Raw genomic sequence first — 13,603 nt, 5'->3', positions numbered from 1 at the left:
CAGTGGTAGTTTTACTTTATGATACCACTGGAGGTTTTTTATTTCATCTTTTTTTCGAATTGGAAATTAGGGTTTTTATATCTATAATAGAATATTAAATTATTATCATATCTTAGGTAAGGGAATGAACGATATTTTGTTTTATAGCGTACAACTTTATATTGATAGTCTAAATCAACTTTCTTATGTTGAAGATGAGGATGTTTTAAACCATATGGAAGATTATGCTGAAAAATCCGGATTTCCCATTGTAAACAGGTCAGTAGGAAGGTTTTTGTATTTAATAACAAAACTAAAAAATCCGAAGTTGATTGTAGAAATAGGCTCTGGATATGGTTATTCTGCTTATTGGTTTGCAAAGGCTATTGATAGTGGTAAGGTTGTCCTTACTGACTATAAACCGGAAAACCTTGAAAAGGCAAAAGAATATTTAGGTAAATCCGGATTGTTGGAAAAGGTAGAGTTTAGAGTTGGAAACGGTGTTGAGATAGCCAAAGAGTATAAAGATGTTGATATATTCTTTTTTGACCATGAAAAATCTAAGTATTTAGATACAGTTTTACAGTTAAAAACCAACCTTAAATCCGGAGGACTTATAATAGCGGATAACACCCTTTGGCATGGAAAAGTTTTACAAGAAAATCCGGATAACCAAACAAAGAAAATCAAAGAGTTTAACGAATATATGTTTTCAAGTAAGGAGTTTTTCACAACTTTAATTCCTTTAAGAGATGGAGTGTTGATAGCATTAAAACTTTAAACTGTCCATAATGGAACAATAAATGTCCCAAAAGGAACTTTAACTTTAAACTTTTAGCATATTTACAACTTCCTAAATTGGCATAAATTTTGATTGTATTATTTAGCTCCTGCTGCTAAACCTTTTTCACCTACCTCCTCCAAAATTTAGGGAGTTAGTTCATCTAACTCCCTTTTTTTATGTTAAAATATATAAAAATTTGTGTTGGAGGCATATATTTGATTAAAGAAAGGCTTTTTACTCCGGGACCTGTTCCACTTCCACCTCAAGTTATAAAAGCACTGGGACAGCAGATAATCCACCATAGAACACCTGAGTTTACAAACATATTTTTACAAACCAGAGAAAAACTTCAAAAACTTTTAAATACAAACAGAGATGTTTTAATGTTTGCCTCTTCCGGTACAGGAGCTATGGAAGCCTCCATTGTAAACTTTTTTAACGAAGGGGATAAAGTCCTTGTCATAAATGCAGGAAAATTTGGTGAAAGATGGAGAGACCTTGGAAACACATTTGGCCTTGATGTGATAGATTATCAAATTGAGTGGGGAAAAACTTACGATAAAGAAAAAATAAACGAGATAGTAGAAAAGAATCCGGATATAAAAGGTATTTTGGTCCAACATTCAGAAACTTCTACCACTACTCTCCATGACCTTTCCTTTTTAGCCAAAATCTCAAACTCTCTGGAAGACTGTCTTTTGGTAGTTGATGGTATTACTTCCGTTGGAGTTTATAAAGTTTATCCGGAAGAAATAGGAATTGACATACTTATAACAGGAAGCCAAAAAGCTTTAATGCTTCCCCCTGGGTTATCTATTTTGTATTACAGTGAAAAAGCAGAAAAAAGACTTGAAAAAAGTAAACTTCCTAAATACTACTTTTCTGTAAAAGCAGAAAGTAAAAAGCAAGCAAAAGGTCAAACAGCGTACACTCCAGCTATAAACCTCATAATAGCGTTAAATGAAAGTCTTCAGCTTATTTTGGATGAAGGACTTGAAAACTTAGAAAAAAGGCATTTTATCCTTGGGGAAATGATAAGACAAGCCATGAAAGAACTAGGACTTAAACTACTATCTGAAAGTCCTTCAAATTCTGCAACGGGTGTTTTTACTCCAGAAGGTATAGACGCTGATAAATTTAGAAAAGACCTTCTTAAAATAGGTGTAAGAGTTGCCGGAGGACAGGACCATCTAAAAGGAAAAATAATAAGAATAGCCCATATGGGATACTTTGATTACCTTGATATGATTGAAGTGATTTCAGCTATAGAGATGGCACTTTATAAAAATGGTTATAAAGTAGAGCTTGGTAAAGGTGTAAAAAAAGCTCAAGAGATATACCTAAACAATAGTTAAGGAGCTGTAAACGGTGGTAAGAATTATTTTCGTAAGACATGCAGAAAGTTTATGGAACCCAATAGGAAGATACCAAGGAAGACTTGACCCAGAGTTAAGTGAAAGAGGTCACCGTCAGGCACAGCTTATAGGACAAGCACTAAAAAAGTATAACCCTACAGCTTTGTACTCAAGTCCTTTAAAAAGAACTTACCAAACAGCCCAGTACATAAGTAAAGAGTTAAACCTTCCTATAATAACAAATCAAGACATTATAGAGATAGACCACGGAGATTGGTCCGGATTACTTGTAGAAGAAGTGAAAGAAAAGTATCCGGATATGTTTAGACAGTGGATATACGAGCCTTATAAGGTTCAATTCCCAAATGGAGAGTCTTTAAAAGATGTTTTTGAAAGAGTTAAAAAATTTTTAAATCAGATGTTGTCTAAACACGAAGGAGAAACTATCATTGTTGTATCCCATACAGTCCCTATCAGGGCTTCCTTAACAGCCGGATTGAACCTTGATATGGATAAATTTTGGGCTTTTGGTTGCGATAACGCATCCTACTCTATTTTAGATTACGACCCTGTCAGACCTATACTTTACAAACTCAACAACACCTATTACCTTGGGCAAGAGTTTGTTCCGGCTTTAGATGCTCTTTGAGAGGAATAAATTGAAAATAGACCTTCCAAAGGGTGTAAGATGTTTTAATATCCAAGAAAGTTTTTTATTGGATTATATAGAAAAAAATATAGAAGAGAATTTTAAACTTTGGGGTTATGAAAAGCTGTATCTTCCAACGATTGAGTATTACGATGTCCATAGTCAAATTTTTAATCCGGAAGTTAGAAAAAATCTATTTAGATTGATAGATAGATACGATGGAGAAATACTAATACTAAGACCAGATTTCACAACTCAGATAGCAAGGTACGTTGCATCACTAAAAGAAAAGGAATTCCCAATTAGATACTACTACCTTGGAGATATTTTTAGATATACTATTCCAAAAGGAGATAAACTTTACGAAAAAAAACAGATAGGAATAGAACTTATAGGTGTTTCTCAAATTGAAGCAGATGCTGAAGTTATTGCTGTTGCGGTATCTTCATTAAAAAAGCTTGGTATAAATAACTTTCAAATTGATTTAAACAATGTAAAACTCTACCACGCACTAAAAAAAATCTTAAATCTTGAAGAAAGTTCATATGAAGAATTTTTAAAATACATAAAGAATAGAGAAATTTACAATTTAGAGAAGTTTGTAAACAACTTTATCACAGATAACATCCTCAAAGAATTTATAGTGTCAATACCTATGTTAAACGGAAATTATGAAAAATTATCTTCTGTTATGGAAAATTTAAAAAAATATCCTCAAATATACACTGTTTTTGAAGAACTTAACTTGATTTATACAATTTTAAAAGAGTATGACCTTCATCATCAAATATTTTTTGACCTTTCTGAGCCAAGAGAGTTTGATTACTATACAGGAATAGTTTTTGAGATTTTTATAAAAGATTATCCAAAACCGATAGGTTATGGTGGTAGATACGACACTCTTTTAAAGCAGTATAACGGAGATTACTCAGCTACCGGATTTGCTTTCGACACTTTATACATTTTTGATTATTTACAAAAACACACATCAATCAAAAGTTCAAAAGATTACTACATAATAGATACAACAGACGATAAAAAGTTGGCTTATCAGATTGCTAAAGTATTAAGAGAAAAAGGACTTTGTGTTGCAAGGGATATCGTAAAAAGACCTGCTGATGAGTCTATAGATTTTGCTTTTAAAAGTGGTTTTAAAAATGTTATACTTATAACCCTTGAAAATAATCAAAAAAAGGTTTATATTTATAACGAAAAAAAAGAGAAGATAGAACTAAATCTGCGGGATATTTTTGAGTAAAGATAAGAGGGGAATTATCTGTATTCAAAAGTATCCGGATGGCACCATAGAGTGCTAAATATTTTTAAAGGAGTAGTAGTATGGAAGTAGGAGACAGAAAGGTAGTGTCTTTTGAGTACACACTCAAAGACAAAGAAACGGGGGAAATCCTTGACAGAAGTGCAGGTCAACCTTTAACGTTTTTAACAGGAGTAGGAGAGATAATTCCGGGGTTAGAAAGTAGAATGTATGGTATGAAAGAGGGAGAAAAAAGGGTTATAGAGGTTCCTGCAGAAGAGGCTTACGGTTTGGCAGACCCTAATTTGATTCAAAAAGCTCCAAGAGAGTACTTTCAAGGGATAGACCTTGAAGTGGGATTACCTCTTCAAGCTCAAACACCAGAAGGTCAGATTATAAGTATGGTTGTTGTTGATTTTGATGAGAATACAGTTACGGTAGATTTAAATCACCCATTAGCTGGAAGAGATTTGGTTTTTGAAGTGGAAGTTGTAAACGTTAGAGAAGCTACTCCTGATGAAATACTTCATGGGCATGCTCACGGATTAGGCGGACATAATCATTAATAGAAAAAGGGGTTACACCCCCTTTTTTTGACATTCAGCACATATTCCAAAAATTTCTAACCTATGGTAAGATGGCTTGAATTTAAATTTTTTGCAAATCTGGTTTTGAATTTTTTCTATTCTATCGTCATGAAATTCTATTATTTTTCCACAGGATAAGCAGACCAAATGGTCGTGATGCTCTTTAAGACTTACTTCGTAGTATGTTTTGTTTGCGTGTTTTATAACTTCACTTATCAATCCTAAATCTTTCAGTATAGACAGCGTTCTGTATACAGTTGCTCTTGATGCTTTAATTCCTTTTTCTTTTAATCTGTAAGCCAACTCTTCAATCTCAAAATGACCTTCAGTTTTGAGAATCTCTTTGAAAATGTCTTTCCTTTGTTTAGTTAGTTTTAAGTTCTTTTCTTTTAGTAATTTTTCAACATCTAAAACGTTCATATTTCACCTCTTATCAGGTCTTTTTAAAGTAAATATGTTTTCTTGTGATATAAAGCAGTAATCGGCTCCTCCAAGTCTTCCTATTAGTTTTACTTTTCTATTGTCTACATAACCTTTCTCGTTAATTAAGCTATCTTCTATATGATACCTTAAAATTTCTCCAAATATAAGCCCCATATCCGCTATTTCTAAAATCATAAATTTTTTGCATTCTATATTTATAGGAGATTCTTTTATTCTCGGTGCTTTTACTATTTCCGATGGAATTGGTGTTAATCCGGATTCTTTAAATTCATCCACATTTTCATCGAAAGGTAAAGCTGTAATGTTCATCTTTTCTACTAAATCGTAGGTAACAACATTTATTACAAACTCTCCGGTTTCTTCAATGTTTTTCCATGTATCCTTTTTCTTTTCTTCGTCTTTTTTTCCGATGGATACAGCTATTAAAGGAGGAGAGGATGATATTCCCATATAAAAGCTAAAAGGTGCTATGTTGTATATACCATCTTTTGATACAGTTGAAATCCATGCTATGGGTCTTGGGGCTATTGTGCTTATCATTAGTTTGTAAACCTGTTCTTCTGTCAGATTTCTTACATCAAAAACCATCTTAAAACTCCATAACTTCTTTTGAATGTTTTATATACCAACTATCTATATAGTCTACAACATCATCTATGTTATCTAAAACCTTAAAAATATTTAAATCTTCTTCATCAATGTAATTTTTATTTATTACACTTTCTTTGAGCCAGTTTATCAACCCCTTCCAGTGTTCTTCACCAAAAAGTATAAGGGGGAATGGTTTTAATTTTTTTGTTTGTATCAATGTAAGTGTTTCAAACATTTCGTCTAATGTACCGTATCCTCCCGGAAAAAGTACAAAAGCTGTTGCATATTTTACAAGCATTACTTTTCTTGCAAAGAAGTAATTAAAATTTAAAGTAATGTTTAAATACGGATTTGGTTTTTGTTCTTTTGGAAGTTTTATGTTTAGTCCTATTGAGTTTCCTCCGGCTTCAAAAGCTCCTCTGTTGGCAGCTTCCATTATCCCTGGACCACCACCTGTTACTATTGTAAAACCTTTTTTTGCTAACTTGTATCCAAGTTCTCTTGCTGCATCGTAGTACTTGTCCCCTTCTTTTACTCTTGCTGAGCCAAAGACTGTTACACTTGGTATATAATCTGGCATTATTTCAAATCCGTCAATAAAATCTCCAATTATTCTAAAAAGTCTCCAAGATTCTTCTTTTTTTAACTCGTTTATTATGTAGCTATTCACTTTGCATCTCCTTGTACTTTGTACTTCTTGGATAGAGTACCTTTGCCATAATTATAGAAAACTCGTAGAATAAAATCAATGGAACTGCCAACATAAGTTGGCTAAATACATCCGGAGTAGGTGTTAATACAGCAGCAACTATAAATGCTAAAACTATAAAGTAAGGTCTTGATTTTATAAGAAATTCCGGAGTGATGATACCAAGCCTTGCAAGTAATGATAAGATAACCGGAAGTTCAAAAGTTATACCAAATGCAAAAATCATTCTAAGTACAAAAGATATGTATTCTTTCACAGAAAAGATAGCTTCAGCTCCAAGTTGGATATTACCAAAGTTTATAAAAAATCCTATAGCCACTGGAAGAACAAAATAAAAAGAAAAGAGACAACCAAGGGCAAAAAATAAGGTAGTAAAAATTACAAATGGAAGGGCTAACTTTTTTTCATGTTCGTATAAAGCTGGCTCTATAAATTTCCATATTTGATAAAATACAAACGGAGATACTAATATAAATCCGGCTAAAAATGAGATTTTAAAAGCTGTAAAAAATGGTTCTGTAGGAGATAGAAAATAGAGTTTTAAATTAGGATTTACTTTCAAAAGAGGTTGTTTTAGTAATTCAAATATATAGTTTGCTTTTGTAAAAGCTACAACGGTACCTATTATTAGAGCAAGAATTATTCTTATTAATCTTGTTCTTAACTCTGCTAAATGTTCCGTTAAAGGAGCTTCAGGAAGTTGTTTGTTTTCCATTTTATACCTCTTTTGACTGTTTTTTGAAAGTTATTTTTTCTCTTTCTACTTCTTTTTTATTATCGGACCTTTTTATCTCTTCTTCAAACTCTTCATCAAATGATTTATTAACCTTTTCTTCTATCTTTGGTGGTTTGTAATCATCTATCTTTACTTCTTTTTCAATATTTTTAACTGATGATAAATCATTTACTACAGAGGATTTTACTTCATCAACGGAAGATTTTATCTCTCTGTAAAATTTTCCTAATGCTCTTGCTACTTCTGGCAGTCTTTGTGGTCCTAAGACTATAAGTGCTACGACCATTATCAACAACAGTTCCTGAAATCCTATTCCAAACATTTCAACCTCCTTAAAAGTCAAGTCCTATACTAAACTCTATTCTGTAAGGACTTTCTCCGGGTTTTTTGTCCAACTTTTTGGCATAGTCCAATATAAATGAACCAACGGGAGTTGGAACGTAAACACCTATTCCGGCTGTTTCTCTAAATTTGGGTTTTTTGTACTCTTTAAACTCTGTAAACACATTTCCTAAATCGTAAAATGTAAGTAAGTATATATTATACTTCGGATAAATTAGAAATCTTAAATCGTTGTTAATAAGCCAATAGCTGTTTCCTCCTATACCTTTGTATCCGGATACCTCATCAATACCAAAACCTCTTAAAGATGTTATTCCTCCTAAAAAGTACCTTTCTGATGCAGGTAATGAATCGTTATTTTTAAAGATGTAGCCACTACTAATCCTTGGAGAAAAAACTACAAAGTCAAAGAAATCTTTGTAAAGTCTTAAAGATAGCTCTGCCGAAGTGTAATTTATATCCTTGAAAGATTGAGAAATTTTTGATACAAAAAGATAACCTTTTTTAGGGTCTATCTTAGAGTTTCTATGGTCATCTGATAGAGAATAGGAGATTTTATACTGAGAATAACTTTTAACCGGACTTGATATATTTAGATTATTCAAAGAGTTATTTTTACTTTCAAAGGTTAAACGGCTTTTAACAAATTTATTATGTACCTTTTCAAAGTAAAAATCAAAGCCTTGAGAGTTAAGGTCAAAGTATCTTCTATATTGTGTGTTTCTGTATGCTGAAATAAATGATGTTAAGTAGTATGGGAGTAATCTGCTTCCAAAACTGAGTCTGTAGTTTGTTTGGAAATTTGACCTTTCTAAGTATACGGAACTTTCCAATCCGTAACTAAACAGATTTTTAAAAATTAAAGCTACGGATGCTTTAAACTGCTGGTCTGTACTATAACCTACACTTCCTTGTAAAAGTCCTCTTTTATCATCATGAAGAATAATTGCTTTATCTAAAGTTTTTTCTTCTTCATTTTTCATAAAAACCGGATTAACGTAATCAAAAAGCCTTGATTCATACAATCTACTGATTGCAAGGTCAAAAGTTTTACTATCGTAAATATCCTTTTCCTTTAACTGCCATTTGACAACCTTTGGTTGAAGATGATAACTTCCATATACAAATGTTATTCCATTTTTGTATGGTTGATTTAGTTCATAAATAAAGTTAACATTTACTTTTACTATGTCTTTTTCTTCTGTTGTTTCAACATCAAGTAAAACTTCTCCATCTAAGAAACCATCCTCTTGAAGCTTTTGTTTTAAAGTTTTTTGAAGTTCTGTTATTTCGTTCGGATTGTATGTTTTAGGAAGTTTTAAATCTATCTTGCTTTTGTAGTTTATTTGACTGATTTTTTCTAAAACGTATTTTTTACCTTTGTAAAAAGAAATCTTTAAATCAACACTACCGTTTTCCTTTTTTTCTTCCTGAATTTTATAGTTTACCGATAAAAATCCTTCATTAAAGTATTTTTTGTTGTATTCTTGTAATATTCTTTCTAAGCTTGATTTATCGTAAAATTCTTTTAAAGTAGACAGTATTTTTTCTTTAATCTCTAATGTATCCGTTTCGATATTTAGAGTTGAAATTTTATACCTACTTCCTTCTTCAATGTTAAAATTTATTATGGAAAATAATGGGTAAATTCCGTTAAATAACTCTTCAGACTCTTCTATGTTAGTGGATACTTCAACATCAAGAAAACCTTTACCTTTGTAAAAATCTATTATCTGATTTTTTGATTCATTCAGTTCGTAGTAGTTAAATCCGTTTTCCTCAAAGGTTAGGAGTTTTTTTAACACATTTTCCTCAAAGGTTTTATTACCTTCAAATTTTACCGTGTATTTTGTTCCAAAATTTATTGCTATATAAATGTCTGCATAACCTTTATCCACTTGGTCTATATCTTGAAGGTTTACAAAAGCATCGTAGTATCCGGATTTTTTTATGAATTTGCTTAAATTCTCAATTTTATTTTCAAGTTGGTCAAAATATATATAATCTCCTTTCTTTAGTTTTAATACTTTTAAGAAAGTACTTTTGTCTATCAATGAAATATTTTGGTCTGATAAAAATATTATATCGTTTAGTTTTGTTTTTTGTCCTTCATTGATTTTAAGTGTTATATCGGCAAATCCATCTGGATGATATTTAGAATCTACTTCAACGCTTGTAAATAGAAAGCCTTTTTCCGCATAAAACTGTCTTATCCTAAGAGGAATGGTCTGTAAATTGTCAGGGTCAAAAGTGTATTTTTCCGTTAGTCCTGTTATGGCTTTTATCTCGGAAGCCCAAAAACTTTTATTACCTGTGATTTGCAGATTTTTTAAAACTGGTTTTCTTATTAAATAAATCTTGCTATCTTTAATCTCTACCTTTTCAAAATCATTTGTCTGTTCAAAGAGAGTTTTAACAAGGTTTAAATCTTTAGTTTTTTCGTACACTTCTTGAGCATTGTTGTTTGGTATAGGATAGTTTGATGTTATAATCTCTTGACAATAAGCCATATTAAAAAATGTTAAGAATAAAAAACCTAAAAAGTAAAACACAGTTTCTCCATATGTTAAAAATCATTTTAAAAATTTTTAATAGATTATAATATTATACTTGTTGTATTTTAGTATGTTTATGAGGTAAAGCAACTTTGCAAAGGAGAAACACTAATCAAAGAAAAATTATATATGAAATAATAAAAAGTACAGATATACATCCAACTGCAGACTGGATTTATGAAAAAGCTAAAATGTATATTCCTAACATAAGTCTTGGAACTGTTTATCGTAATTTAAAAGTCCTTCAAGAAGAGGGGCTTATATTAGAAATAACCGATGGTAGACAAAGTAGGTTTGACGCAAGGACAGATAGACATTACCATTTTAAATGTATAAAATGTGATAGTATTTACGATATAGACTTAGATATGCTTCATATAAGTGCAGATTTAAAACATCTTACAAAAAAAGGGTTTAAAATAAATCAAATCAATATAGACATGGAAGGGATATGTCCAAAGTGTAGTAAAGGAGTAAATCTTGAGAAGAATAATTAGTCCTATAAATTTTAGACCGGACAGACTTCCACCGGGGCAACATTGGACTGACAGACTTATTATCCTGGGTATATCGGACCCTCCGGAAATAGATTTGAATACCTATAGATTAAAAATATTTGGCGAGGTTGAAGAGCCGGTTGTTTTAACTTGGGATGATATAATGGATTTAGAAAAGGTTGAACTTGTAGCGGACTTTCACTGTGTAACAAGATGGAGCTGTAAAGATGTTGTCTGGCAAGGTTTTCATGTTAATGAGATAAAGAAGTTGGTAAATATAAAACCAACTGCAAAATCTGTTATGATTCATTCGTTAGATGGTTATACAACAAATGTACCTATGGAGTATTTTTTTGATGAAGATGTGATTTTTGCTTATAAACTTTTTGGCAATCCAATTCCTGCTGATAATGGATATCCGTTAAGGCTTATTGTTCCAAAGCTTTATTCATGGAAAAGTGCAAAATTTGTTGCTGGTATAGAGTTTATGCCAGAGGATAGACCCGGATTTTGGGAACAGAGAGGTTACCATATATTAGGAGACCCATGGAAAGAACAACGATACTCTTATTAAAGGAGGTTTTTGATGGGAAAGTTAAAGGTAGTGGTAGATAGAAATCTTTGTGAAGGAATAGGTGTTTGTGTTCCGGAAGCTCCTAAGTATATAGTTTTAGATAAAAGACATAAAGCTGTTATATTAGAACCAGGGAAAGACAAAGAGCAACTTTTTCAGGAAGTTGCAGAGAAAAAAAGACAAGAAGTGGTTTTAGAACTAACCATAGAAGAAGAGGAAGACATGTTTAGAGCGGCAGAAGCTTGTCCTGTAAAAGCCATTTTTATATACGATGCAGAAACAGGAGAACAACTGTATCCATAGGAGATTTTTAAATGATTAACAAATTGTATGAACTTTATGAGAAAAACGTTAAGTTTGTTTTAATTATTATTCCACTTCTACTTTTTGCTGTGATGGCTTTTTTGTATGTAGAATCCGGATAAAAGCTTTTACTCTATATTTTGAATCTGCTGTCTGATTTTTTCAAGTTGTGTTTTCATCTCTACGGTGTAGTTGCTAAAGTCCGGCATTTTGTTACCAAGAGTGTTTATCTCTCTATGCATTTCTTGACAAAGAAAATCCATTTTCCTTCCAACTGGTTCATCAAGTTTTAATAACTGTTTAAACCTTTCTATATGGGTTTTTAGTCTAACTATCTCTTCTGTAATGTCTAATTTATCTGCAAGTAAAGTTGCTTCAATAAAAGCTCTTTCTGAGTAATTTTCTCCAAGAAGTTGTTTAACTTTTTGATATATCTTTTCTTTTACCTTCTCTAAAATAATATCTTTTTCTTTTTCTATTTTCTCTGCCATTTCCTCAATTGTAAAAAGACGGTTTTCTACATCTGAAATTAGGCTGTCTCCTTCTCTCTTCCTTTCTGATTTTAAAAGTGTTACAGCTTCTTTTATCGTATCTAACACATCTTCTTTTAGTTGTAATGGAAGCTCTTCTGTGTTGTTTGTGTTTATCTGATAAGAGACTATATCGTATATTTTGTCTTCTGTAAGGTTTAATTGAACATTACTTAAGAAATCTCTCACTTGTAAAACGATGTTTCTGAATTTTTCTATATCTAATACAGAAGATAGTTTTTGGTACGATACATTTACTACTACTTGAAAAACTCCTCTTTCAAAACTTTCCTGAAAAATTTTCCTAATATCTAAATCTAAGTACATAACTACGTTTTTATCTCCTTTGAGAGATAAATCAAAACCTTTACTATTTAAAGATTTTGCACTTACTAATATTTCATAATCATCAAAGTTCTTTTTTATGTTTACAAATCCTGTCATACTGTATGGCATTTTACACCTCTATTCCAAAAAAGTATTGAACTATTTTACCAAATGTAAATGATATACCTGCTGCAACGGATGCTGCAACAACCATCTCCATAATTTTTTTCTTGATTGATATACCGGAAAATATGGCTACAAAAGATGCTACTAAACTTAGTATAACAAAAGCAAGTATTAATGAAACTGGAAGTGCAATGTATGAACTGTTTGAAATAAAAAATGGTAATACAGGGAAAATTACACCGATTAAATAAGAAAATCCTGTAAATAATCCGGATTTTATCTCATTCTCTTCTACTTCTTTTATGAATATGTTTGATAAATTTACATTTTCTCTCTTTAATTTTTCTGTGATTTCTTCAATAACCTTATCAGGAATTTGGTTTTCTTTTAATTTGTCTTTAAATAAATCATAGCTTTTTTCAGGGAAAATATCCATTATTATTGATGTCCTTTCATTAAAAGCTTCGTTAATCTGTCTTTGAGACCTAACAGATATGTATGCCCCTACTCCCATAGATAAACTTCCTGCAACACCTACAACGCAGCCACTTATTCCTACTAAGAATGGATTATTTGGATATACAGCTGCAAGTCCTGCAACTGTTCCTAATATCTCTACAAGTCCATCGTTCATACCAAGTATCAAATCTCTTACATTTGTTAAACCAAGTTTTTCAGCTTCTTTTGAGAAAAAAGTTTCGTGCTCTATTTCGTCTAATATTATATTTTTTAAGGCTGTACTTTCATACTCGTTTAACTGAGCTTCTTTCAAAAATGTGTAGTAATCCTTTAAAGCGTTACTTTCTCCTTGTTCTAAAATAGATATAAGAACAATAGGATTAAAAACTTTTGCTACAAACTGCCAAAATTTATTTTTTGTAAAATCTTTTTCTAACCGCGGAAGTTCATATCCTCTTGAAGTGATAAAGTACCTCCAAAATTTTGAATGTTTTTCTTCTGCTTTCGCTATTTTTATAAGGTTTTCTTTTAAATGTTGATTTTTTGTAATATTTGCTAAATAACTGTAAAAGTTGTAGTCTGATATTTCACTTATGTAAAACTCTTTTGCTTTTTCTATTAAATCCATTTGTCAATCTCCTTTTTATAACAGTTATAAATATCATTTTGAATTTTTTTTATGTCAACTTCTACATCCGGATTTTTTATTAACTCTAAAAATGCTTCTTTAAATAAATCATAGCTTTTTTCAGGGAAAATATCCATTATTATTGATGTCCTTTCATTAAAAGCTTCGTTAAT

Annotated in this window: 16 protein-coding genes and 1 pseudogene; 8 read left to right on the top strand and 9 right to left on the bottom strand. The window is 31.3% G+C overall.

All coding sequences use genetic code 11. From position 1 onward, the window contains the following. Positions 1 to 124 precede the first annotated feature (124 nt). From NE054_RS04370 to NE054_RS04350, 5 genes are all read left to right on the top strand, one after another. Positions 125 to 760 carry an O-methyltransferase gene (locus tag NE054_RS04370; protein WP_297889014.1) on the top strand — a complete coding sequence of 212 codons (636 nt, stop codon included), beginning with the start codon at positions 125 to 127 and terminating at the stop codon, positions 758 to 760. 218 nt (positions 761 to 978) lie between these two features. Beyond that, entirely contained in the window at positions 979 to 2,118 is a 1,140-nt protein-coding gene (locus tag NE054_RS04365) for an alanine--glyoxylate aminotransferase family protein (protein ID WP_297889012.1), read from the top strand. A gap of 13 nt (positions 2,119 to 2,131) precedes the next feature. Continuing rightward, a complete protein-coding gene (gene pspA, locus NE054_RS04360) occupies positions 2,132 to 2,767 on the top strand; it encodes a phosphoserine phosphatase PspA (RefSeq protein WP_297889010.1) in 636 nt (211 codons plus the stop codon). Positions 2,768 to 2,777: 10 nt separating this feature from the next. Further along, positions 2,778 to 4,025, top strand: coding sequence for an ATP phosphoribosyltransferase regulatory subunit (gene hisZ, locus NE054_RS04355; RefSeq protein ID WP_297889008.1), 1,248 nt, complete (start codon positions 2,778 to 2,780; stop codon positions 4,023 to 4,025). 80 nt (positions 4,026 to 4,105) lie between these two features. Beyond that, complete coding sequence (locus NE054_RS04350; RefSeq protein ID WP_297889006.1) at positions 4,106 to 4,588, top strand: peptidylprolyl isomerase; 483 nt, start codon at positions 4,106 to 4,108, stop codon at positions 4,586 to 4,588. A 12-nt stretch (positions 4,589 to 4,600) separates the two neighbouring features. On the opposite strand, the gene NE054_RS04345 is transcribed toward NE054_RS04350, so the two are convergent. The 6 genes from NE054_RS04345 to NE054_RS04320 are packed head-to-tail and all read right to left on the bottom strand — an operon-like array spanning position 4,601 to position 9,941. Then, a complete protein-coding gene (locus tag NE054_RS04345; protein ID WP_297889004.1) occupies positions 4,601 to 5,029 on the bottom strand; it encodes a transcriptional repressor in 429 nt (142 codons plus the stop codon). 3 nt (positions 5,030 to 5,032) lie between these two features. Continuing rightward, entirely contained in the window at positions 5,033 to 5,641 is a 609-nt protein-coding gene (locus NE054_RS04340) for a flavin reductase family protein (RefSeq protein WP_297889002.1), read from the bottom strand. 1 nt (position 5,642) lies between these two features. After that, on the bottom strand, positions 5,643 to 6,314 hold the full coding sequence (locus tag NE054_RS04335; RefSeq protein WP_297889000.1) for a TIGR00730 family Rossman fold protein: 672 nt from the start codon (positions 6,312 to 6,314) through the stop codon (positions 5,643 to 5,645). Continuing rightward, the gene (gene tatC, locus NE054_RS04330; RefSeq protein WP_297888998.1) at positions 6,307 to 7,068 is read right to left on the bottom strand and encodes a twin-arginine translocase subunit TatC; all 762 of its coding nucleotides are present in this window, start codon (positions 7,066 to 7,068) and stop codon (positions 6,307 to 6,309) included. Before tatC ends, NE054_RS04335 begins: the two co-directional genes overlap by 8 nt. A gap of 1 nt (position 7,069) precedes the next feature. Continuing rightward, positions 7,070 to 7,411, bottom strand: coding sequence for a Sec-independent protein translocase protein TatB (gene tatB, locus NE054_RS04325; RefSeq protein WP_297888996.1), 342 nt, complete (start codon positions 7,409 to 7,411; stop codon positions 7,070 to 7,072). Between the two features lie 10 nt (positions 7,412 to 7,421). Next, entirely contained in the window at positions 7,422 to 9,941 is a 2,520-nt protein-coding gene (locus NE054_RS04320) for a POTRA domain-containing protein (RefSeq protein WP_297888994.1), read from the bottom strand. Positions 9,942 to 10,078: 137 nt separating this feature from the next. On the opposite strand from NE054_RS04320, the gene NE054_RS04315 reads away from it, so the two are divergent. Genes NE054_RS04315 through NE054_RS04305 form a run of 3 tightly spaced genes read left to right on the top strand, consistent with a single transcriptional unit; the run spans position 10,079 to position 11,360 of the window. Then, positions 10,079 to 10,483, top strand: coding sequence for a transcriptional repressor (locus NE054_RS04315; RefSeq protein ID WP_297888991.1), 405 nt, complete (start codon positions 10,079 to 10,081; stop codon positions 10,481 to 10,483). Beyond that, positions 10,467 to 11,057: a sulfite oxidase-like oxidoreductase gene (locus tag NE054_RS04310; protein ID WP_297888988.1), complete on the top strand. Its 591-nt coding sequence runs from the start codon at positions 10,467 to 10,469 to the stop codon at positions 11,055 to 11,057. The genes NE054_RS04315 and NE054_RS04310 overlap by 17 nt, the downstream gene beginning before the upstream one ends. 12 nt (positions 11,058 to 11,069) lie before the next feature. After that, positions 11,070 to 11,360, top strand: coding sequence for a ferredoxin (locus tag NE054_RS04305; protein ID WP_297888985.1), 291 nt, complete (start codon positions 11,070 to 11,072; stop codon positions 11,358 to 11,360). A gap of 128 nt (positions 11,361 to 11,488) precedes the next feature. Here the strand turns inward: NE054_RS04305 and NE054_RS04300 are convergent, their stop codons facing one another. The 3 genes and pseudogenes from NE054_RS04300 to NE054_RS04290 all read right to left on the bottom strand — a co-directional run. Beyond that, positions 11,489 to 12,346, bottom strand: coding sequence for a YicC/YloC family endoribonuclease (locus tag NE054_RS04300; RefSeq protein ID WP_297888982.1), 858 nt, complete (start codon positions 12,344 to 12,346; stop codon positions 11,489 to 11,491). 1 nt (position 12,347) lies between these two features. Next, a complete protein-coding gene (locus NE054_RS04295; protein ID WP_297888980.1) occupies positions 12,348 to 13,430 on the bottom strand; it encodes a VIT1/CCC1 transporter family protein in 1,083 nt (360 codons plus the stop codon). Further along, positions 13,421 to 13,603 (bottom strand): annotated as a pseudogene (locus tag NE054_RS04290) (rubrerythrin family protein); the annotation flags it as partial. The gene NE054_RS04295 and the pseudogene NE054_RS04290, both read right to left, overlap by 10 nt.

The organism is Sulfurihydrogenibium sp., from assembly GCF_027448985.1.
Classification (GTDB): Bacteria; Aquificota; Aquificia; order Aquificales; family Hydrogenothermaceae; genus Sulfurihydrogenibium.
Note: the sequence above shows the minus strand (reverse complement) of the source record. Positions and strands in the feature narration are given on the sequence as shown.